Annotated in this window: 18 protein-coding genes, 1 tRNA gene and 1 riboswitch; of the genes, 11 read left to right on the top strand and 8 right to left on the bottom strand. The window is 64.0% G+C overall.

The window, feature by feature from the left end:
- Positions 1-135: 135 nt before the first annotated feature.
- Together AC5WNJ_RS05850 and AC5WNJ_RS05845 are read left to right on the top strand one after the other, a co-directional pair.
- Positions 136-226: transfer RNA gene (locus AC5WNJ_RS05850), tRNA-Ser, on the top strand.
- Between the two features lie 222 nt (positions 227-448).
- Positions 449-1,660 carry a DEAD/DEAH box helicase gene (locus AC5WNJ_RS05845; protein WP_495930665.1) on the top strand — a complete coding sequence of 404 codons (1,212 nt, stop codon included), beginning with the start codon at positions 449-451 and terminating at the stop codon, positions 1,658-1,660.
- A 164-nt stretch (positions 1,661-1,824) separates the two neighbouring features.
- Here AC5WNJ_RS05845 and AC5WNJ_RS05840 read toward each other — a convergent pair whose 3' ends face one another.
- The 3 genes from AC5WNJ_RS05840 to AC5WNJ_RS05830 form a co-directional block, all read right to left on the bottom strand.
- Positions 1,825-2,949, bottom strand: coding sequence for a GGDEF domain-containing protein (locus AC5WNJ_RS05840; RefSeq protein ID WP_495930664.1), 1,125 nt, complete (start codon positions 2,947-2,949; stop codon positions 1,825-1,827).
- Positions 2,950-3,146: 197 nt separating this feature from the next.
- Positions 3,147-4,856 (bottom strand): potassium/proton antiporter, encoded by a 1,710-nt coding sequence (locus AC5WNJ_RS05835; protein ID WP_495930663.1) that lies wholly within the window; start codon positions 4,854-4,856, stop codon positions 3,147-3,149.
- 137 nt (positions 4,857-4,993) lie between these two features.
- Positions 4,994-5,959: a phosphotransferase family protein gene (locus AC5WNJ_RS05830; protein WP_495930662.1), complete on the bottom strand. Its 966-nt coding sequence runs from the start codon at positions 5,957-5,959 to the stop codon at positions 4,994-4,996.
- A gap of 187 nt (positions 5,960-6,146) precedes the next feature.
- Positions 6,147-6,260, top strand: a riboswitch (TPP riboswitch).
- A 58-nt stretch (positions 6,261-6,318) separates the two neighbouring features.
- Between AC5WNJ_RS05830 and AC5WNJ_RS05825 the strand changes: the two genes are divergently transcribed.
- The 3 genes from AC5WNJ_RS05825 (at position 6,319) to AC5WNJ_RS05815 (ending at position 9,277) form a co-directional block, all read left to right on the top strand.
- A complete protein-coding gene (locus AC5WNJ_RS05825) occupies positions 6,319-7,071 on the top strand; it encodes an ABC transporter ATP-binding protein (protein ID WP_495930661.1) in 753 nt (250 codons plus the stop codon).
- On the top strand, positions 7,068-7,835 hold the full coding sequence (locus tag AC5WNJ_RS05820; RefSeq protein WP_495930660.1) for an ABC transporter permease: 768 nt from the start codon (positions 7,068-7,070) through the stop codon (positions 7,833-7,835). The genes AC5WNJ_RS05825 and AC5WNJ_RS05820 overlap by 4 nt, the downstream gene beginning before the upstream one ends.
- A 137-nt stretch (positions 7,836-7,972) precedes the next feature.
- Positions 7,973-9,277: an ABC transporter substrate-binding protein gene (locus AC5WNJ_RS05815; protein WP_495930659.1), complete on the top strand. Its 1,305-nt coding sequence runs from the start codon at positions 7,973-7,975 to the stop codon at positions 9,275-9,277.
- Positions 9,278-9,390: 113 nt separating this feature from the next.
- Here AC5WNJ_RS05815 and AC5WNJ_RS05810 read toward each other — a convergent pair whose 3' ends face one another.
- The 3 genes from AC5WNJ_RS05810 to AC5WNJ_RS05800 all read right to left on the bottom strand — a co-directional run bounded on the left by AC5WNJ_RS05810 (position 9,391) and on the right by AC5WNJ_RS05800 (position 12,527).
- Entirely contained in the window at positions 9,391-10,659 is a 1,269-nt protein-coding gene (locus AC5WNJ_RS05810) for an MFS transporter (protein ID WP_495930658.1), read from the bottom strand.
- On the bottom strand, positions 10,656-11,480 hold the full coding sequence (locus AC5WNJ_RS05805; RefSeq protein WP_495930657.1) for an alpha/beta fold hydrolase: 825 nt from the start codon (positions 11,478-11,480) through the stop codon (positions 10,656-10,658). Before AC5WNJ_RS05805 ends, AC5WNJ_RS05810 begins: the two co-directional genes overlap by 4 nt.
- 138 nt (positions 11,481-11,618) lie before the next feature.
- On the bottom strand, positions 11,619-12,527 hold the full coding sequence (locus AC5WNJ_RS05800) for a LysR substrate-binding domain-containing protein (protein ID WP_495930656.1): 909 nt from the start codon (positions 12,525-12,527) through the stop codon (positions 11,619-11,621).
- 214 nt (positions 12,528-12,741) lie between these two features.
- On the opposite strand from AC5WNJ_RS05800, the gene AC5WNJ_RS05795 reads away from it, so the two are divergent.
- The 3 genes from AC5WNJ_RS05795 (at position 12,742) to AC5WNJ_RS05785 (ending at position 16,209) form a co-directional block, all read left to right on the top strand.
- Positions 12,742-13,794: a YeiH family protein gene (locus AC5WNJ_RS05795; protein WP_495930655.1), complete on the top strand. Its 1,053-nt coding sequence runs from the start codon at positions 12,742-12,744 to the stop codon at positions 13,792-13,794.
- A 177-nt stretch (positions 13,795-13,971) separates the two neighbouring features.
- Complete coding sequence (locus AC5WNJ_RS05790; protein ID WP_495930654.1) at positions 13,972-14,238, top strand: GrxA family glutaredoxin; 267 nt, start codon at positions 13,972-13,974, stop codon at positions 14,236-14,238.
- 213 nt (positions 14,239-14,451) lie between these two features.
- Positions 14,452-16,209 carry a monovalent cation:proton antiporter-2 (CPA2) family protein gene (locus AC5WNJ_RS05785; protein WP_495930653.1) on the top strand — a complete coding sequence of 586 codons (1,758 nt, stop codon included), beginning with the start codon at positions 14,452-14,454 and terminating at the stop codon, positions 16,207-16,209.
- Positions 16,210-16,357: 148 nt separating this feature from the next.
- Here AC5WNJ_RS05785 and AC5WNJ_RS05780 read toward each other — a convergent pair whose 3' ends face one another.
- Positions 16,358-17,257, bottom strand: a complete 900-nt coding sequence (locus tag AC5WNJ_RS05780) for a DMT family transporter (RefSeq protein ID WP_495930652.1) — start codon at positions 17,255-17,257, stop codon at positions 16,358-16,360.
- A gap of 116 nt (positions 17,258-17,373) precedes the next feature.
- Here AC5WNJ_RS05780 and AC5WNJ_RS05775 point away from each other — a divergent pair, with 116 nt between their 5' ends.
- Positions 17,374-18,156 carry a VOC family protein gene (locus AC5WNJ_RS05775; protein WP_495930651.1) on the top strand — a complete coding sequence of 261 codons (783 nt, stop codon included), beginning with the start codon at positions 17,374-17,376 and terminating at the stop codon, positions 18,154-18,156.
- Between the two features lie 480 nt (positions 18,157-18,636).
- Here the strand turns inward: AC5WNJ_RS05775 and nhaD are convergent, their stop codons facing one another.
- Positions 18,637-19,926, bottom strand: coding sequence for a sodium:proton antiporter NhaD (gene nhaD / locus AC5WNJ_RS05770; protein WP_495930650.1), 1,290 nt, complete (start codon positions 19,924-19,926; stop codon positions 18,637-18,639).
- A 271-nt stretch (positions 19,927-20,197) separates the two neighbouring features.
- On the opposite strand from nhaD, the gene yihG reads away from it, so the two are divergent.
- Entirely contained in the window at positions 20,198-21,100 is a 903-nt protein-coding gene (gene yihG / locus AC5WNJ_RS05765; protein WP_495930649.1) for a 1-acylglycerol-3-phosphate O-acyltransferase, YihG family, read from the top strand.
- Positions 21,090-22,043 carry a LysM peptidoglycan-binding domain-containing protein gene (locus tag AC5WNJ_RS05760; RefSeq protein WP_495930648.1) on the top strand — a complete coding sequence of 318 codons (954 nt, stop codon included), beginning with the start codon at positions 21,090-21,092 and terminating at the stop codon, positions 22,041-22,043. The genes yihG and AC5WNJ_RS05760 overlap by 11 nt, the downstream gene beginning before the upstream one ends.
- Positions 22,044-22,079 lie beyond the last annotated feature (36 nt).

Here is a 22,079-nt window from a genome sequence, read left to right as displayed (position 1 = left end):
GCAGGCGGCTTCCCGCGGCCTCACCCCAGCGCAATCCTGCTGCAAGTGATTGTCCTCGATGGCTTTTCCGAAGATTTTTCTTCGCCTACCTCTTGCTATTCTCATCAGGTTCGGTAGTATTTCGCTCCGTGAGTCGGAGGGATGGCAGAGCGGTTGAATGCACCGGTCTTGAAAACCGGCGTAGGTTAATAGCCTACCCAGGGTTCGAATCCCTGTCCCTCCACCACCTTGAATTCCGAAAGCCCCGTCTACTTCAGGTAGGCGGGGCTTTTTCATTGTTGCCGCGCAACGCCCATCGCCGCCACTTCGCTACCCTGCCTGAGCAGCGATGGCCAATGATGCGCCGGGCCGTCAGCGGGCTTTCGGCTACAGAGAGCATCACTGCGCCAGACATTCCTTGCCGCAGAATGTGCGCTTGCCCCTCCCCCTTTAGACAAGTCGAGACACCATGCCATTTTCTGCCCTTGGTTTGAGCGATCCCATCGTCAAGGCCATCACCGAGCAAGGCTACCAGACCCCGACTCCCATCCAGGAGAAGGCAATTCCCGTCGTGCTGGCCGGTGACAACCTGATAGCCGCCGCCCAGACGGGTACCGGCAAGACGGCAAGCTTCGTGCTGCCCATCCTTCAGACCCTGCAGCAGGCGCCCAAGGTACGCGCCAAGCGCGTACATGCCGTCATCCTGACGCCGACGCGGGAGCTGGCGATTCAGGTCGAAGACAACATCCAGCACTACGCCCGGTATCTGGAAGTCAGCTCCATGGCGATGTATGGCGGCGTGGAGATCGAACCCCAGCAACAACGCCTGATCGAGGGCGTGGACATCCTGGTGGCGACGCCTGGCCGCCTGCTGGACATGCTGACCCGCCGCGCGATCCACCTCGACGAGACACGCACCCTCGTCATCGACGAAGCGGACCGCATGCTCGACATGGGCTTCATCGCCGACATCAACAAGATCGTCGAGAAGCTGCCCAAGGAGCGCCAGAACCTGCTGTTCTCGGCTACGCTCTCGACCCAGGTGCGCGTGCTCGCCAAGACCGCAGTGACGGACGCCGTCGAGATCATGGTCGCACCGGAGAACGTCACCGCGCCGGATATCAGCCAGTATCTGATCACGGTCGACAAGGAGTTCAAGTCCGCCCTTCTGAGCCACCTGATTCATGAGAAGCAGTGGCAGCAGGCGCTGATCTTCATCGAGACCAAGCGCGGCGCCGCCAAGCTGGTGAGTCAGCTGGAGAAGCGTGACATCGCCGCCGAGTCCTTCCACAGCGGTCGCAGCCAGGCAATGCGCGAGCAGCTGCTGGCCGACTTCAAGGCCGGCACCATCAAGTATCTCGTGGCCACCGGCGTTGCCGCGCGGGGCATCGACATCGATGACCTGCAGCGCGTGGTCAACTATGACCTGCCGGACGCCGCCGAGGATTATGTCCACCGTATCGGACGTACCGGTCGCGCCGGAGCCAGCGGTGAAGCCATCTCGCTGGTCTCGCGTGATGACTTCCGCAACCTGTGTGCCATCGAGCAGCATCTGGGCTATTCCGTGACGCGCGAAGTCGTGGAAGGCTTTGCGCCCAAGCTCGCGGTGCCGGCCTCGAACAGCGACTACGCCCCCAAGTCCGCCAACAAGAGCCGTCGTCGCCAGTCCAACCGCCGCTGACACCTCTCAGGACAAGTCTGATGCCCCCTCGCACAGACCTGATAACGCTCTGACACAAGCACGCCCCCGGAGACATGAACATCATTCTCCGGGGGCGTGCTGGGTTGTATAGCAAGCGTTGTTCGCAAATCTCCGTGCGCAAATCTCGATGCGTAGTGTAGCGCTCAATTGAGGGCGGCAATGCTCGGCCCACCCACGGGGCCCAGCGGGGTGTCACTGACAAAGCCATTGCCGCCATCCTGCTTGGCGCGGAACAGATTGACGTCAGCCTTGGCGATAAGGTCTTCCAGGTCTTTGTCGCCGGACTGACGCAGAGCGACACCGATCGACAGATTGACATCCAGACTGTTGAGGCCGTCATTGATGACGAACGGCAACGCCGAAGCGCCCTTGCATAGGCGCTCTGCCACCTGGTCGACGCGCTCGCCATGCAGCCCCGGGCACAGCAGCACGAATTCCTCGCCACCATAGCGCCCGACCAGATCCTCTCCGCGCAGGATGCTGCGCATGCGCCGCACCAGCTCCTTGAGTACCTGATCACCGGCTTGGCGACCCCAGGTCTCGTTGATCAGCGCCAGATGGTCGACATCCACCATCATCACGCTCAGCGCCCCGTTGTTGATCAACATGCCGCGCCCGCTGTCGACCAGCTCGGCGCGACTCAGGGCGCCGGTCAGCGCATCGAAGCGCCCTCCCGTCTCGAAACGCTGCTGCAGGCGCTCCACCGACCAGCCCATCTGTACCAGCACCAGCGTGAAGAAGATGGTCAAGACGCCCAGATTGATGATGCGAAATGCCAGCATCCAGCCGGCGGGCAGCGGATTGGTCGGCCCTTCCAGCATCAGGCTGATATAGGCCAGCAACGGCATGCTCAGACAGGCGACACACAGAAGAACGCGCCGCATGAACGACATGCGGATCGAGTAGATGCACAGCAAGGCGCCGAAGTAGAAGTAGTCAAACCCGGCCTCAGAGCCGAAATAGCGCAGCGAGAAGCTGACCTGCGCACAGGTGCCCAGCGCTATCAACGTGGCTGCCAGCGCTTCACGTCGAGCACGGTGCAGCTGCAGGCAGACCATATCAACGATCAGCATCGCCAGATTCAGCGCCAGAATGCCCATCTCACCCAGCCACAACAGCAGGATGGCGTAGAGCAGATGGCAGCTGACCGCCAGTACGTAGACCATGTTGAAGGTGGCATGAAAGGTCTTCTCATCCGCCGTGAGTCCGGGCGGGAATTGCTCGAATCGTCGCAGAAAGCCCGCGAGATGCGGGTGTGGGCTGGCCATGAAGTCACCTCCTTGTCGCTGACCACAATCGGTGGCCAGGCGCTGTCACGGACAGATTGGCCTGACATCAACAGAATACGGTATTGATGAGTCCAAACACGACGCCCCCATTACACGCAGTGCAATGGGGGCGTCGTATCGTGTGAAGCGCAGGCGCAGGCCCTGACACAGATTCAGGCCCAGAAACGGACTCAGACTCAGTGCAGTCGCAGACCGACCTTGGTGATGCGATTGCCTTCCACCTCGTTCACTACCCAGTGGATACCATGCCAGTCGACATCGTCGCCGACCACCGGCACCCCGCCGACTCGACGGGTGATGAACTCGGCGATGGTCAGGTGCTGCTCGCCCTGAGAGAGCGTCAAGCCGTAGACATCGGCGATATCCTGCATGCTGGCATCGCCTTCCAGCGTGAAGGTCCCGAAGAAGGCGCGTTGCTCGTGCTGCAGACTCTCGCCATTGAACATGCGGTTTAGGCTCGGCACATCACACGAACGTCCCACCACGCACAGCACATCCTGCTGATGCAGACAGGTGCTGCCCTTGGGGTGGATCAGCACATTGTTGCGGAACAGCGCCCCGACCTTGGCACCCGACGGGAAGCGCAGCATGCGCAGCGCCACGCCTTCCAGCGCCGTGTTGTCGACACGATAGACCAGCATCTCGTAGTCATTGACCGGCATGATGCCGAGCAGGTTGCGGCGACTGGGCTGTGCGCCCGGCGGCACCACCACCCGCAGCTTGCGCGCCATCGGCGCCAGCGACGAGCCCTGCACCAGCAGCGAGATGATGACCACGAAGAAGGCGACATTGAAGTAGAGACCGGCATTCTCGACCCCGGTGATCACCGGGAAGATCGCCAGCACGATCGGCACCGCCCCTCGCAACCCGACCCAGCTGATGAACCACAGCTCGCGCCAGCGGAAGCGGAAGAACGGCTTGAGACACAGGATGACCGCCAGCGGGCGCACCACCAGAATCAGCGCCACGCTGAGGATGGCGGCCGGCAGCGCGAACTGCAGCATGGTCGAGGGTGAGACCAAAAGGCCCAGCATCAGGAACAGCACGATCTGCGAGAGGTGTGCCATGCCATCATGCACCGGCAGGATGTGCTCCAGATGACGACCGGGGTGATTGCCGATCATCAGGCCGCACAGATAGATGGCGAGGAAACCGCTGCCGCCCATCTCGTTGGTGGTGGCGAACAGGCTCAAGCCAAGTGCCAGCGCCAGCAGCGAATAAAGACCGGGAGCGAGGTCCAGATAACGCATCAGGCGTGCGATCAACCAGCCGCCGGCGATCCCCATGGCGGCGCCGACACCGAACTGCAGCAGGAAGCTCATGATACCCGACGCGACGCCGGAAAGCTGACCGGTCAGGATCTCGGCCAGCGTGATGGTCAGGAAGATCGCCATCGGGTCGTTGGTGCCCGACTCGATTTCCAGCGTCGCACCGACACGCTCATTGAGGTGAACGCCCTGACCGCCCAGTAGCGAGAAGACCGCCGCGGCATCGGTGGAGCCGACGATGGCCCCGACCAGCAGACCTTCGATCAGGGTGAGATCAAACAGCCACATGGCCAGAAGGCCCACCAGGCCACTGGTCATGAAGACCCCGACGGTGGCCAGCACCAGCGCCGGTTTCAGGCCGGCACGAAACGTGGACAGCCGCGTTCGCAGGCCGCCATCGAGCAGGATGAGCGCCAGCGCCAGATTGCCGATCATGTAAGCGGATGAGGCGTCGTCGAACTGGATGCCCAGCACGCCATCTTCCCCCGCCAGCATGCCAAGGCCGAGGAACAGCAGTAGCAGCGGCATGCCAAGACGCGCCGAGACGCGGCTGGCCAACACGCTCAAGGCAATCAGCGTGCCTGCCAGCAGGAAATAATAATTCAGGTTCTCTACCACGAGTGCTCCCCCGCCAAGCCCTACATCAGATCTCGAGTGACGTCCATGACGACTCACCCACAGTATTCCATGTCAGCGATGGGGCTGCAGAGAAATTTCACACCTTTCATGGACTTGCAGTGTACAGCAGGCGAATTTCACGCCAGGCTGCGCGGCGAGACCCAGGCAGGGGCTGCCGCAAGCTCAGCATAGGACCGCGGGCCGAATGCCTCCATCGCCCACAACAGCGCACGGCACAGCTCACGCTGGCCATCGAGATCGATCATGCGCCCATGGCGCGAATAGCCCTTCATGAAGGCCTGACGCTGCTCCGGTGTTTCCAGCAGCAACTCCACCAGCGCCCAGTCGAACTCGATCGGCGCCCACACCAGTGCCTCCCAATCGCTCCATACCCAGCCGGTGGCGGCGCACAGATACTGATCGGCGCGCATGTCCGGCAGACACCACACCGCGCGAGTCGGCGCCGGGAAGGTGCGCTTGAGCAGCGCGCCAAGCTCCGCGCGACGCGGGTGATGGGCCAGAAAGCGTGTGACGCGGGCATTCCAGTGCAACAGCGGCATCGGCTGCGCCAGCGGCTGACCGAAGCCCGACACCGTATCCTGATGCAGGCGACCGAGCTGGTCGCCGAGCAGCTCACAGAAGGTGATGCTGAGATCACTCGGCTGCCCACTGGACCACGGCAGGTGCCAGATGGGCGCGCCATCGAGACGCCCCAGAAAGGTCAGGGGCAGCGGCGGAATCGGCAGGCGCGCGGGCAAGGCGCCCGCCAGTCGCGTCAAACCCTCCGGCGTCGCCCAGCGATCGGCACCGAAGACCCCGCGCATGGCGCGCCAGAAGGGGTCGTGGTCTGGCCCGGTTCGCGCCAGCTTGATCAGCCCCGGCGTGCCGCCACGCTGGCGCCACAGCCAGTTGGCGCTATCCGGCCAGACGAGTGCCAGCGGTTCGAGCGGTTGCCCCAGATAGGTCGAAAGCCGTCGAGTCAGTGATTCCTCGGGCCAGCCCCTGGGCACGGGACGCGGCTCCCCTGTGGCGTCAGCTGCGCTCGGCCGCCGCGGGGGAACGGGATAGCTGGAACAGGTCGAGAGATCCGGTGTGTCGGGCATGATGATCTCCTTGGGCTACACGTCTTGTTACAGTCATGTTCAGCATACCCAAGGCGTGGCACATCGGCATAGTCCGTTTCGCCCCACTCAGGAAAGCCAATCAGGTAAGCCACTCAAGAAAGTCGCCGTCTCCCCTGCCCCGACTTGCGTCGGACAAGACACCGGCAAGACAGTGACGTTACACTGTCGGCCTGGATGGGGGTGCCCGAGAATGGGCTGAGAGTCGCAGCGATACGTCGCGCGACAACCCCTGGAACCTGATCCGGTTGATACCGGCGGAGGGAATCCCCGACGCGTGCCCTGCACGGCGCGTCACCTGCTTCCTCCAGCCGGCACGCCGCCTGACCACGGAATTGCCTGTGTCGCTGGGACTCACCCTCAACAACGCACGAATCGATTACGCCGGCCACACGCTGTTCCGCGATATTTCCGCGCGTCTGGAGGCTGGTAGCTGGACGGCACTGCTGGGGCGCTCCGGCTGCGGCAAGAGCTCGCTGCTGCGCCTGCTGGCTGGCCTGGAGATGTCAGACCTCCACCAGCTCGACCTCGCCACCGATGATGGCCAGCCGCTGACCGACCGCGTGGCCTGGATGGCGCAGCAGGACCTGCTGCTGCCGTGGCGGCGCGTCATCGACAACCTGTGGCTGGGCGATGACCTGCGCCGGCGGCCGTGCAATCGCGAACTCGCCCATGAGCTTCTGGCCGCGGTCGGGCTCGAGGGTCGCGAGCAGGCCTGGCCGGACGCCCTCTCCGGCGGCCAGCGCCAACGCGTCGCTCTCGCCCGCACGCTCTATCAGCAGGCGCCGGTCGTGATGATGGACGAGCCGTTCTCGGCGGTGGACGCCATCACCCGTCTGGAGCTGCATGATCTGGCCAGCCGCCTGCTCAAGGGCCGCACCGTCCTGATGGTGACCCACGACCCGCTGGAGGCATTGCGCCTCGCCGATCAACTGCTGGTGCTGCGCCCGTCGAGCCTCCCGGGCCACGGCGCCGAGCTTGAGCATCTGCCGGGGCTTGGCGCCGTGCGACCGGTACCGCTGGATGACCCGGCCCTGCCGCCGGCGCAGGCGCAACTGATCGCCCGCCTGCGTGATAGCGAGGAGGCCGCATGAAACGCCTGCACGCCATGCGTCACCTTGTCATCAGCGCGCTGCTTCTGCTGGGGCTCTGGCAGCTGATCATTGCCGTTACCGCCGTGCCGCCCTACATTCTGCCCACGCCCCAGGCCGTGCTCGAGGTGCTGATCCAGAAGGCGCCGCTGTTGGCCCATCACGCTGGCGTCACCATCAGCGAGATACTGGCCGGGCTGGTGCTGGGCATCCTGCTCGGGCTTTCCACCGCGCTGGCGCTGGCCTTCATCCCCCGCCTGCGCCGCACGCTGTTGCCGATGCTGCTGATCAGCCAGGTGATACCGCTGTTCGCGATCGCCCCACTGCTGGTGCTGTGGCTCGGCTATGACATGCTGTCCAAGGTAGTGATGGCGACGCTGATCATCTATTTCCCGGTCGCCTCCACTGGCTACGACGGCCTGCGCCAGACCCGGCAGGGCTGGCTGGATCTGGCCCACACCCTGGGCGCCAGCCCATGGCGCAGATTGATCCACATCCAGTTGCCCGCCGCGCTGCCGGCACTGGCCTCCGGCATACGCATGGCCGCGACCGCCGCCCCCATCGGCGCCGTCATCGGGGAATGGGCCGGTGCCAGTCAGGGGCTGGGCTATCTGATGCTCAACGCCAACGCGCGCATGGAGATCGACCTGATGTTCGCCGCCCTGCTGGTGCTGGTCGCCTTTTCCCTGCTGCTCTATTTCTCGCTGGATGCGCTGCTGCGCACCCTGATGCCCTGGCACCGCGACCGGCTGACACGTCTGAGCTGACACGCCTTGCCTGCGGAAAATACCGCAAGATCGCGTTACCGAAAGACGCAACGACGCTCGACACAAATTGCATGAGCCTGACGACTGCCGCCCACGAACGGCAGCACCACTACCCTGTGATCACAAGGAACTCCGCCATGTCTCTTTCGTCATCGGCGCCACGGCGCAAAGCGCAGCCGACACGTTCACCGCGTGCCTCGCTGCTGTCCACCGCCTTCGCCACCCTGCTGACCACGCTGTGCCTGAGCAGCCTGCCAGCCACTGCCATGTCGGCCCACGCCGCCGAGGCAGAACCCGCCGCGACCAGCACCCAGTCAGCGCCGGAAATCGTCTCTCAGCAGGCCGAGGTCGGAGTGAACGGTGACTCGGCCGCCTCCGCGCCGGTGGCGAGCCAGGAAGCCGTGGAGGCGACTGCCGGCGCCGCCGAACAGGCCAAGAACGGTGCTGAACCGACCGCGGAAGCCATGCCAGCCGGCGACGAACAGAGCGCTGATGCTGACTCGAAGGGCGTCGCCAATGACGCTACCAAGGACGCTGCCACCACCGAGCAGCCGCTGACGCAGTTCAAGGTCATGCTCGACTGGTATACCAACCCCGGTCACGCCCCGCTGGTGCTGGCGCAGGAGCTGGGGCTGTTCAAGAAGCATGGCCTTGATGTCGAGCTGATCGCCCCCGCCGACCCGAGCGTGCCGCCCAAGCTGGCCGCCGCCGAGCGTGTCGACATTGCCATCAGCTATCAGCCGCAACTGCACCTGCAGATCGATCAGGGCCTGCCGCTGGTGCGTATCGGCACCCTGGTCGCCACGCCGCTGAATGTGGTGGTGGTGCGCGCCGACAGCGACATCCAGTCGATCGCCGACCTCAAGGGCAAGCGGGTCGGCTACTCGGTCGGCGGTGTCGAGGAAGTACTGCTTTCCACCATGCTGCAGCACAGCGGCCTGACGCTGGATGACATCACGCTGACCAACGTCAACTTCTCGCTGACGCCGTCACTGCTGACGCGCAAGGTCGATGCCGTCACCGGCGCCTTCCGCAACTTCGAGCTGGCCCAGATGGCCCAGGAAGGCGTCAAGGGCCGCGCCTTCTACATCGAGGAAGAAGGCGTACCGACCTATGACGAGCTGATCTTCGTCGCCAACAGCGACAGCTACGAGCGCAAGCAGGCGCAGTACGCCGGCTTCCTCGCCGCCGTCGGCGAAGCCACCGCCTGGATCATCAACCACCCGGACCAGGGCTGGGAGATGTTCCGCGACTCCGATCCAGCACTGGATACCGAGCTCAACAAGGAAGCCTGGTACGCCACCCTGCCGCGCTTCGCGCTGCGTCCTGCCGCGCTGGATGCCGGCCGCTACCGTGACTTCGAGGACTTCCTGTTCGAACGCGGCATGATCAAGAAGCGCCAGTCGCTGAGCCACCTGGCCGCCGACGTCAACGCGCCCTGAGACGTTGAGCATTTGAGCGTACCCCATGCAAAACGCCCTGCCGGAGATTCCGACAGGGCGTTTTGGGTTCAGGACCAGCTCACTCTCGCCGCCTTGTGCCTATTCCACAAGCGCTAGCGGCGAGCCAGGCGACGCGATAGCCACAGGATCTGCAACGGCTGGATCACCAGCGCGATCATCAGCACCGCGACCAGCAGCGGCATGCCCTCCAGCGCGCCGCTCGGGTTGCTTACCAGCAGCCCGGCGCCCACATAGCTGCCGGCGGCAGAACTCAGATGCTGCACGGCGCTCTGGGTGCTGGTGAAGGCCGCTCGCTCGTGGTCGGCGGGAATGAAGCTGTTGAGCGTATTCTGGGTAACACGTCGCGCCGACGAGAACAGCATGTAGGCGCCAAAGCCGATCCAGATCAGCGACGGCCCCGGCGAATGCAGCAGGAAAGCCCAGCCGACCAGCGCCGTCATCAGGCAGGTGATGGTGCCCGGCCAGACACAGCCATAGCGATCACACAGCCGCCCCGTGAGTTGCATGCCCACCAGCGACAGCCCGCCACCGATCATGTAGAGCCCACCGAGATCCTCCCTTGGCAGGCCCAGATTGAACAGCAGATAGCTTGCCAGGTTGGGAATCACCAGGAAGTTGCTGAACATCGCCGTGGCGATCAGCGCCAGCCCCAGGCGATGGTCGGGCTGGGCCAGGATGTTCAGGATCGTGGTGCCCTTGCGGCTGCGCAGGCGGGTCTCGGGGTTATCGAGATGGCCACGGATCGGCGGCAGTATCCAGGCCAGCAGTCCGCACACCAGCAGCGCCAGCAGTGCCACGGCGCGAAAGGGTGCCTGCCAGCCGAAGCCCTGCGACAACCACAGCGCAAACGGCAGCCCCAGCACCGAGGCCACCGAGAAGGCACCCATCACCAGGCCCATGGCACGCCCCCGGCGGACTCCCGGCACCACGTCGATCACAATGGCCAGCGCCGTCGCCGCCGCCGGCCCGCCGAACAACCCACCCAGCATGCGCGCTGCCAGCAGGGTCTCGAAGTCGGTGGCGAAGCTGGCGATCAGGTGACAGAGCGCCGCACCGAACAGGAAACCCAGCACTGCCCAGCGGCGATCGAAGCGATCAGCGTGTCGCGTCCACAGCAGAGTGCCCACCGCGGCGGCCAGCGGATAACTGCCGACGATATAGCCGAGGTGATCCAGCGGAATGCCCAGCGAGGTGGCAAAGTCGGGGCCCAGCGCCATCACCATGGTGAAGCCCATGATGACGGCGAACTGCAGCAGGGTGACCAGCGCCACCACCAGGCGCTCGTGGGTGGTCACCGGCGGGATGACCCGCTCGCTCGCGGCCGGCTGACGATTTCCGGAGTGACTGCTCGACGTACTCAAGCGCGTGCGACGCGATCAAGGAACGCCACCACCGCCTGCTGGAACTCGCTGGCACGCTCGGCATGCAGCCAATGGCCGGCCTCCAGGGAGCCATCTTCCAGCGCAGGGAAGTGTTCGCGCATCGTCGCCAGGCCCTCTGCCTGCACGTAGTTGGAGCGCGAGCCCCACAGCAGCAATGCCGGCAACTCGACCGGCCCCTGACCGTGCGGCGCCTCGACGATCTGCGGGTAGCCCGCCGCGATATGGTCCAGCCCGACGCGCCAGCCCATGGCGCCATCGTCGAGACGCACCAGATTGGTGGCGAGGAACTGGCGGATGGCCGGGGTATCGACATGCTGCGCCATCAGCGTGTCGGCCTCCTTGCGGGAGGCCGGGCGCGCGTCACGCACCGCCTCGAAGGCAGCAAAGATATCGTCATGCCCGTGGCCATAGGCGACCGGCGCGATATCGGCGACCAGCAGGCTGCGCAGACGCTCGGGCGCCTCGAGCGCGACCTGCATGGCGACCTTGCCGCCCATCGAGTGGCCCAGCAGGTCACAGCGCTCGATGGCAAGGCGGTCGAGCAGCGCGATGACATCCGCGGCCTGCTCGGGGTAGCTCATGCCGGCCACGTGAGGGCTGCGGCCGTGGTTGCGCAGATCCACCGCGATCACACGGCGCGTCCGCGACCATGACTTGATATGCGAACGCCAGTTGTCGGCACTGCCGAACAGGCCGTGAAGAATGACCAGCGGCGTCGCGTCCTGCTGGCTCGTTGTCTGTTCCTCGGCGCCATCACGAGCATCGCTCTCGTGGTAATAAAGCTCGACCGTTGTGCTCATCATCATCTCCATGGACGCTAGACAGACCGTTAGGCTCCGCGTGGCTCAGGCGCTGTAGCTCAGGCTCAGCGGCGTGGCTCGCGGGGAGCGCCTATGTTAGCAAACTATCAAGCGCGCGGCGGCTCCATCCTCGACGGCTCAGCGCGGGCTGGCTTCCAGGTAGACCTTGACCGCCTGCCACAGCGGGCTGCGGTAACGCTCCGGGTGCCACAGCATCGAGAAGCGCCGCTTGAGGTCGAGCTGAGGGGTGGCCAGCACCACCAGCTCGCCACGCGCGATCTCGGCCGCCACCGACAGACGCGACAGGCACCCCAGCCCCAATCCGGCGAACACGGCCTGCTTGATGGCCTCGTGCTGGCCCAGCTCCATGCGCACCTTGAGACGTTCGATCCGCCCGTGCAGCGCACGCTCGAAGACCGCTCGCGTGCCCGAGCCACCCTCGCGCAGAATCCAGTCGGCCGTGGCGAGGTCCTCATCGCTGAGCGCCGTACCGCGCATGGCCAACGGATGGCTCGGCGGCGCCACCACCACCAGCTCATCCTCGCGCCAGGTCTGGCTCATCAGGCGCGGCGCGTGGCAGTCGCCCTCGATCAAGCCGAGCTCGGCGTCATAGTTGAGCACCGCTTCCACCACCTGGTGGGTATTGCGCAGGCGCAGATTGAGCTCGGTGCCCGGATGTTCGCGCATGAAGGCCCCCGCCAGCCCCGGCAGCAACCAGGTGCCGATGGTGGCGCTGGCGGCGATTTCCAGCTCGCCACGCAGGTTGCCATCCACCACGCCCGGCTCTCGGGCTTCCAGTTCGAGCGCGTGGGTCTGTTCCAGCAGTTGCTCGGCGCGCGCCAACAGGCGGCGACCATTGGCGTTCAGGGCCAGGCGGCGACCGAGGCGCTCGAACAACTGCACCTCGAGATGACGCTCAAGCTCGGATAGCCCCTGACTCGCCGCCGATTGCGACAGGCCGATCTCGCGCGCCGCGGCACTGACGGAGCCGTGGCGGGTCACCGCCACGAACACTTGCAGCTGGCGCAGCGTGATGTGGATCTGCATATCGGTTTTTCCGGTATGTAATAAAAGAATAATCGACTAACTTCCGAATAATATTCCCGAATAGACTAATCATCAAACCGGAGGCACTAAGCAAGCGACGCAGACTCAAGCGCCCTTGGCGATGACAGCCGTGCACCCCACGCCAGCGCACGACCCATAACAAGACAGGCCATGTTCCGCACGGGATAGGCCACTTTCCTCAAGGAGAATGCTCATGGACGCACAGACCCTGACTCCCCCCGCCACTGCCGAGCGCTTGCGCCGCATGTTGCCGGGCCTCGCCCTGTGTGGCGGCCTGACCCTTGTCGGACTGGCATTGCATTCCATTCCGGCGCTGGCCTCCACCGGCATCAGCCCACTGGTCTTCGCCCTGCTGTGCGGTATCGTGGTCGGCAACCTGCCGATCACCAGCCGTCACGCTGCGGCGCTCTCCCCGGGACTGCACATCGCGACCAAGAAACTGCTGCGTCTGGGCATCATCCTGTTCGGCCTTTCCATCACCCTGCAGCAGATTCTGGGCCTGGGCTGGAGCGTGGTATTTCTCGATATCCTGGTGATCACCGCAGTGCTGAGCAGCGGCTACTTTATCGGCACGCGCTGGCTGGGGCTGGACCGCGACACCGCACTGCTGACCAGTGCCGGCTCCGCCATCTGTGGCGCCGCGGCGGTGCTGGCGACCGAATCGATGATCAAGGCACGCCCGGCGGCCACCGCCATGGCCGTGGCCACGGTGGTGCTGTTCGGCTCGCTGGCGATGCTGGTCTATCCGCTGCTCTATCCGCTGAGCGGCATGCATGAAGGCCTGTTCGGCATCTACATCGGCTCCACCATCCATGAAGTTGCCCAGGTGGTGGCCGCGGGTGAAGCGGTCGGGCCGGATGCCCTGGCCAATGCGCTGATCGTCAAGCTGATGCGCGTGATGATGCTGGTGCCCTTCCTGCTGCTGTTGCCGAAGCTTTGGGCCATGCGTGCCCGTACCGAAGGTGATGACCGCGAGACCGGCGGCAGCATGACGATTCCGTGGTTCGCGCTGGGCTTCATCGCCATGGCCGGCATCAACAGCACCGGCGCGATCCCGGCGGCAGTGCACTCAAGCCTCTCTACCCTCGGCAGCGTGGCACTGACCATGGCCATGGCGGGCCTGGGCGTCGAGACTCGCATCGATCGTCTGCGCTCACTGGGCATGAAGCCTTTCCTGCTCGCGCTGATCCTGTTCACGCTGTTGATCGTCGGCGGCTTTGGCGCCAATCTGCTGCTGATGGGCTAGTCCCCGGCACGGCAGTGATTGATTGCCCCAATGACTTTGGTAGTACGGCTCAATTGGCAAACCCGGGCAGGCTCAAGCACAATGGCGGTCATCGATTACTCACCGGCAGTGCCGGCGCCATTTTCTCGGCCCACCCAGTACGGGCTGAACGAGAGTCACGAACCTTAGGAGAATCTCATGCTTGCAGTCATTTTCGGTCGTCCGGGTTGCCCTTTCTGTGTCCGCGCCAAGGACCTCGCGGAAGAGCTCACCGCCAAGCGCGATGATTTCGACTTCCGCTACATCGACATCCATGCCGAAGGCATCACCAAGGCCGACATGGAAAAGACCATCGGCAAGCCGGTCGAGACCGTGCCGCAGATCTTCGTCGATCAGACCCACATCGGTGGCTTCACCGAGTTCAACCAGTACGTGCAGGACGAAGCTCTGATGCCGCAGGCCTGATCGCCGCCATCAGCCGCTTCACAGCTGAAGCCCTCGCCATTGGCGAGGGCTTTTTTGTGCCTGCGCCACCATCTTCCGCCCCTGGTCACGACACTCGCTCGCACCACCGCGCTGAATACAAGGTCGCGTCTTGCGCACTTGCCGCTTGCGACAAAAGGAGGGGCCAGCGACAATCGCTGCCTTCTCCGCCCGTGTATGCACAAGGACACGCACATGAACATGTTGATGGAAGGCGCCGTGCTGCTGGGGTGCGCGGTGGTTGCCGTGCCACTTTTCCAGCGCCTGGGCCTCGGCTCCATCCTGGGCTATCTGGCCGTCGGGGTACTGCTGGGTCCATCGTTGATCGGCTTCATCTCGGAGCCTGGCGAAGTGCTGCACTTCGCCGAATTCGGGGTCGTCATGCTGCTGTTCATGATCGGGCTGGAACTGGAACCCAAGCGCCTGTGGGACATGCGCCTCAAGCTTGCGGGCCTGGGCAGCGCCCAGATGCTGCTGTGCGGTGCCTTGCTCACCCCCGTCGGCCTGTGGCTGGGACTGGAATTGCCCGCCGCCGTGTTGCTGGGCCTGATTCTGGCGCTGTCCTCGACCGCCTTCGCGCTGCAGGTATTGAGCGAGAATCAGCAACTGGCGACGCCGCATGGCCAGTCGACCTTCGCCATCCTGCTGTTCCAGGACCTGGCGGTGATCCCGCTGCTGGCCCTGATGCCGCTGTTCGCTGACAACTTCGATGCCTCCACCGGCACCAACTGGATCGGCATCGCCAAGGGCATCGGCATGATCGCGGCGGTCATCATCGTCGGCCGCCTTGTCGTGCCGCGCCTGCTCAAGATGGTCGCGCGCAGCGAGATCCACGAGATATTCACCGCCGCGGCCTTGTTCGTGGTGATCAGCACGGCACTGCTGATGGAATGGGTGGGCCTGTCCATGGCCCTGGGCGCCTTCCTGGCCGGGGTGCTGCTCGCCGATACCGTCTACCGTCACGAGCTGGAAGCCAACATCGAGCCCTTCAAGGGGCTGCTGCTGGGGCTGTTCTTCATGGCCGTCGGCATGTCGGTGGACGTGTCGCTGGTAATGGAACGTCCGCTGACCGTCCTGGCGCTGACGCTGGCACTGATGTTCGGCAAGGTCATCGTCATCACGCTGGTCGGACGCGTCGCACGCCTCAAGATGGCCGAGGCCCTGCCGCTGGCCGCGGTCCTGTCACAGGGGGGTGAGTTCGACTTCGTGCTGCTCACCGCCGGCATGGCCGCCGGTATCTTCGATCAGACCCTCACCAGCCTGGTGATCAGTGCGGTGACCCTGTCGATGGCTGCCACGCCCTTCCTCTATCGCTATGCCCGCCACCTCGGCGCCACCAGCGAAGCCAAGCGTCCCTATGATGAGGACTTCGGTGAGGAAACACCGCAGGTGTTGATCGCCGGCTTCGGCCGCTTCGGCCAGATCAGCGCGCGCATGCTCAAGAGCCAGGGCATCAACTTCACCGCGCTGGACCCCAATATCACCCAGGTCGAGTTCGTGCGTCAGTTCGGGTCGCGCATCTTCTACGCCGATGCCAGCCGCGCCGAATTGCTGCGGGCGGCGGGTGCCGATCAGGCCAGGATCATGCTGGTGGCGGTCGATGATGCCGAGACCTCGACCGGTATCGTGCGCATGGTGCGCCATCAATTCCCGCACCTGAAGCTGTTCGTGCGTGCCCGTAACCGCCACCATGCCTGGGAGCTGATGGAACTGGGCGTGGAGCACGTGATTCGTGACACCTATGCCAGCAGCCTGGAGATGGGCGGAGAATTGCTGGTAGCGATGGGCTACCCCAATGCTCGCGCGGCGGAAGTGGCGCGCGCCTTCCGGGAAATGGATGACAACATGCTCAAGCAGAACTACGAGCATCGTCACGACCAGAAAGCGCTCGTCAACAGCGAGCAAGCCGCCATGATCGAGCTCAAGCGTCTGTTCCAGAACAATCAGGACTGACGTCGCACGACTCGCCAGAGCGCTCAGTCGCGCCTGAAAGGATACAAGGGCCGTCTCGGCAGGGGCGGCCCTTGTCGTTGATACACTCGGCAAGGCCTTGCGCGCAGACCCGCCCTCTCGAGAGACAGACGGGCGGCCCGAGGCCTGCTCAGCCCTGCGACAGGCGCCGGGACATCAGGCGCGCCCGCCACTGCGGGCCGAACAGATAGGCGCACAGCCCGACCACGATCAGCAAGGCCCCGGCGAGCAAACGGCTGGAAATCAGCTCATCATTGAGCACCGCGCCCAGGCTCATGGCAAAGATGGGCGTGATCAAGGTCGCCAGCGCCACCGTACTGGCCGACAGGCGTGACAGCACGAAGTAGTAGCACAGGTAGCCGATCAGCGAGCCGAAGACGCCAAGATAGAAGATAGCCGCCATTGGACGCCCCTCCGGTAGCGCCTGCGGCACGCCATCGACGGTCAGCGCACACACCAGATAGAGCGGCAGCGAGACCAGCAGCGCACCCTCCGTCTGCACCAGCGGATGCAGCCCTGCCCGTTCGCGCTGCACCAGTACCCCCGAGGCGGCAAAGCAATTGACGGCCAGCAGCATGGTCAGGACTCCCTTCCAGCTGCCCGGCGGCAACGCCAGGGAATCCGAGACCGCGACGGCCAGCCCACTCAATGCCAACGCGAACCCCATCCACTGCAATTTGTCAAGTGGGGCACTTTTCAACCAACAGCGCGCATAAAGTCCTGATAGCAAGGGGGCCAGCCCAAACAGTAACGACATGATACCACTTGGTAACCAGGCCGCAGAGAGGTAGGCGAAGTACATGCCACCCCAGATACCCAGAGCAGCTGCCGAGTAGCTGCGCAATGCCCTACGCGAAAGGTCCATTTTCAGCCCCATCATGCGTAACAGTGGGTAACCAAGGCATGCGGCAATTAACATTCTGCCCATCGCCGACCAGGCAGGCAGCCAGCCCGAGGCGCTCCACGAGATGGCCAGCGGTGTCGTCGACCACACCATGAGAACCACGCAATACGCCACCAGCACTGGCATTTTTACTCTCCGATCAAGAAACGCGAAAAAACGGATAATGGCGTTGAATGACCCTTTGCACGACTACCTATAATCGCTCCAGCACTGAGGTCATAGAGGCCGTCAAAGGAGGCATCATGCAACGCAAGGAATTCCAACAGCAGCTATGGCTGGACTTCGTCCACCGCCATCCCGACATCGGGGCGCTGGATATCTGGCCAGACAGCATCAATCCTGAATACCTGATGTTCCTGACGCTGAACCAAGGGCCTTTCAGAAGCGAGAAGCTGCTGCCCAGCCTGTATCACCAGGGCTATCGCCGCGTGAAACAGTACGCCATGGCCGACCGCGGCCTGCTGGTCGATCTGCTGCTTCCCCCGGATGGTGGCGCTGCCGTCATGCTGGCGGAACTGCAGGCCAACAGCCTGCCGCCGATGCATCGCGACCTGCTCAAGCGCCTGATCAGTCAGAGTCATCGTGATGACTGCAAGGGTCAGAACCTGCTCGCGCCCTGCCGTCCGTGGGACATGCCGGACTGGCCGACCTTCGAGCGCCTGCTCGAGGCCAACCCGCTGGCAGCCTGGCTCTCCGTGATGGGGCCGCGCCTGCACCATGTCGGCTTCAATGCCGAAGAGCTTGGCGAAACGCTGGAAGCGGTCTGCGAGGGCATGCTGGCCTACGGCATGGCACCGCAGACCGGGCGTCATCATGCAGTACTGCCCATCAACCCCAAGCTGCAGTATCACTACTACCCGGCCCACGCCCAGCGCATGGTATTCGCGGACGGTGACGAGCATATGGTGGTGCTGGGCGGCATCGCCCTGCTGGCGACGGCAACGGTGACGACTCAGCAAGAAGGAAAACAGCGTCCCGCAGAACAACTGCTGCCGGAACATACGCTGTGCCAGCTCAGCGCGTAATGGCTTCTTGGCAGCACTGCGCAACGAGATGAACCGCATTCAGCCCCCTACGCATGCGCAGGGGGCTCTTGTGCTCAAAGAGTGGCATGTCCTGTCATGCCATACTCTTCCCCCTCTTGCCACCACCCTTCATGGCATCACCCCATGGTGTCATCATCGCATGACTCTCCGCTTCCCCCGCCGCTTTCCCTCGCCATGCCTGCGCCTTGTGCCTGAGCCTCTAAACCTAACGTCGCAGACAGGTTATCAACAGAAGCTGTGGAAAAAGCTGTGAAGAATCTCTGCACATCTAGGTATCGCCATCGAGATCAGGCGAGCGCAGACAGATTGATCAAAAAATGATCAGCTGACCAGGAACAGCGCCTATTCCCCTCCCGACAGCGCATCCGGCAGTGCGTCCAAGAGTAGATCAGACGGCCACTGTGGCAGCGACCGCGGCAGCGGCTGTGGCCGTAGTGAACGCCCTCCAGCAACCCAACATCAGCCCAGAGAGGACAGCGCCAATGTCACTGGCGTGTTCGTGATCTGCCCGCCCAACCAATACGCCCCCAGATAGCCCACGCTGTAGGCCAGCAACAACGCCGGGAAGAAGCGCAGATAACTCATGAAGCTCACCTCGCGCACCTTGGAAAGCGCGATCACCCCGGCGGCGGAGCCAATCACCAGCAGCGAGCCACCCACGCCTGCGGCATAGGTCAGCGCCAGCCATTCGGCATCGTTCATGTTGACATCCGCCTTGAGCACTGCGGCGGTCAGCGGCACGTTGTCCACCAGCGCCGAAAGCAGCCCGACCAGATAATTGGCCTGCATCGCCGGCATCAGGGCATAGAGCTGTGCCAGGCCTTCCAGCAGACGCGCTTCCTTGAGCGCCCCGACCATCAGCAGGATGCCGAGGAAGAATAGCAACGTATCAAATTCAATAATACGAATATAATCGAGTATCCGACGCTCTTCGCTGTCACTGCGCTGTTCCGCGACATGGCCGAGCAGGAACATCAACGACATCCCGAACAGGAAGGTCAGCAGCGGCGGTACACCGAACAGCACATTGAGCCCCAGCGTCGAGAGGATGGTGGCCAGAAACAGCCAGGCGACCAGACGATCAAGACGCCGGGTCTCGCGCGACTCGCGCACCAGATTCACCTCACCTCCCAGCCCGGGCAGCAGTAGCGTCGCCAGCAGCATCACGCTGAGGAAGGACGGTAGCGCCAGCAGCATCAGCTCGCTGATGCGCACCTTGCCCGCCAGAAAGATCATCAGCGTGGTCACATCCCCGGTGATCAGCGCCACGCCGCCGGAGTTGACGGCGAATACCGCCAGCACCGCAAAGCGCAGCGTCTTCTTCGGCGCCAGGCCCAGCGACAGCACCAGGGTCAGCGATACCAGCGTCGCGGTGATGTTGTCGGCCAGCGATGAAAAGGCGAAGGCAAAGAGCCCCGTCAGATACAGCAGGCCGCGCTCCCCGATGCGCTTCGGCAGCAGGCGGTAGATCAGATTGGCGATCAGCCCCTTGGCATTGAGAAAGGCCACGAAGGTCATCGCCGCCATCAGAAACAGCCACAAGGTGGCGATCTCGAGCAGGTTCTCGTTCAGGGCCTCGGGGACATCCTCCACCGCCAGGGCCGCGGGGCCGAAGATGAACAGCAGCAACCAGCTGAAGGTGCCCAGCAACAAGGTCGTCTTGGCCTTGTTGAGATGGATCACGTCCTCGATGGCAATCAACACGAAGGCGGCCAGCGCCAGCCCGATCAACAGTCCCTGCAACCACATGCCACTCTCACTCCCTGAGATATCGCCGCGCAGCGGCGGCGATGATTGACGGTGCCCGGCGTGACTTCAGCGTGAGCGCTGTCACCACCTTTCCCTTGCACCGACCCGTCACACGACCGGTGATGCATCTCACCACAGCCAGGCATGTCCCGCCATTCGACCTGCGGGGCGTTCGCCTGACGCAACCCAGGGTTGCCCTTCCCCACGCAAGCGGGGTGGGCATCCACTCCCGGGTGAATTACGATGGCGCCACCTGATGAAGGAGTCATGCATGTCGAGTATCAGAGGTGTCATCAGCCTTGTCTTTCTGATCATCAATACCCTGTGCTGGGCGCTGCCGCTGTATCTGCTGGCCGCACTCAAGCTGATCACGCCATCGCGCCGCCTGCAGTTGCACATGCTGGAGGGCCTCAACCGCCTCGCCATGGGCTGGATCGGCACCAACAATCTGTGGATTCGCCACGTACTGCGCCCGCGTTGGGACATCCACGTGCCGCCATCGCTGCGCGATGGGTCTGCCCGACGTCGCTGGTGGCTGGTGATCGCCAATCATCGCAGCTGGACTGACATCTTCGTCCTCCAGTACGCCCTGCATCGTCGTACGCCGATGCCCAAGTTCTTCCTCAAGCAGGAGCTTATCTGGGTGCCGGTAATCGGCCTTGCATGGTGGGCGCTGGAGTTCCCGTTCATGCGCCGTTACAGCCAGCAGAAACTGGCCGGCAATCCACGGCTCGCCGAGCGTGATCGCGAGGCGACGCGACGCATGTGCGAACGCTCGCGTCAGGCGCCGATGGCGATCTTCAACTTCGTGGAAGGTACCCGCTTCACGCCCGCCAAGCACCGCCAGCAGCAGAGCCCTTTCCAGCATCTGCTCAAGCCGCGTGCCGGCGGCAGTGCCCAGGTGATCAACACACTTGGCGATCGACTTTCCGGTATTCTGGATGCCACCCTCGACTACCGACATGCCGATGCCAGTTTCTGGCAGTTCCTGTGCGGTCGCGGGGGCGACATCACGCTCGTCATCACCCAGCGGCCTCTGGCGCCCTGGATGCTGGACGGCAACTATCATGCGGACGCCGCCTATCGCGAGCGCTTCCAGCAATGGCTCAACCAGGTCTGGAAGGACAAGGATGCCCGACTGTCACGTGCAGGGAATGAGATTGATGAACACTGAATGTGGCTTGAATGCCGCGGGCTTCACGGCACGAGTTCAGGCCGAACCTGACGTGAACCGTCCACTTCTGCAGCGTGCCACCCTCGCGTTGCGCTGGTTTTCGCTCATCTGTCTCGCCCTGTGGCTGAGCGGCTGCGCGACCGGCAGCTACTCCGGCTCGCCGGCCGGTCAGTGGGTCACCATCCAGAAGGGCGATACCCTGGGGCAGATCGCGCGCGATGCCGATATTCCCCTGCTGCGCCTCACGCGCTTCAACCCGGGCGTCAAGGTGCGTGACCTCAAGGTCGGACAGCGCATTCTGGTGCCCACCGCGCGCGAGCGGGCGCCCTCCGGCGGCCCGTATCGCTATCAGCTGCGCCCCGGCGATACCTACTCCAAGATCGGACGCCATTTCGGCGCCAGCCCGCAGCGCATTCAGGCCGCCAACCCCGGCAAGGACCCCAATGATCTCGACGTCGGCATGCTGATCTCGGTGCCACTCAACGGTGGCCCGAGCCGCAGCGCCCCGGCCGCACGCGCCAGCGGCGGCAGCCTGGTCGCCCGCCCGGACCCCGGCCCGCTGCAAAAGCCGGGCCAGTCATGGCGCTGGCCTGCCGCCGGCAGCGTGACGCGTGAATTCGGCACCAACGGCAACGGCCAGCTGGCGCCCATGCAGATTCGTACCGCCGCCAGCGGCATCGCCAGCGCGCCGGCACGGGGTGAAGTGCGCTTCGCCGACGCCATGCGCCAACTGGGCAACGTGGTCATCCTGCACCACTCCGGCAACCTGCAGAGCGTGCTGGCCCAGTGCGGCGAGATTCTGGTCAAGGTCGGGCAGCAGGTGACCCCGGGCACACCACTGTGTCGTGTCGCACGCGGCAACGACGGTCAGCATGAACTGCTGTTCGACGTACGCCACGGTGGCAAGCCGATCAATCCCCGCGAGATTCTCGAGAAGCGCTGAACCTCCGTTGCCCACCGCCGCCAGCCCCGGGCTGCG

The sequence above is a fragment of the Cobetia sp. PDI-23MA genome, assembly GCF_059507735.1.
The sequence above is the reverse complement of the archived record's forward strand: the minus strand, read 5'-3'. Positions and strand labels throughout refer to the sequence as shown.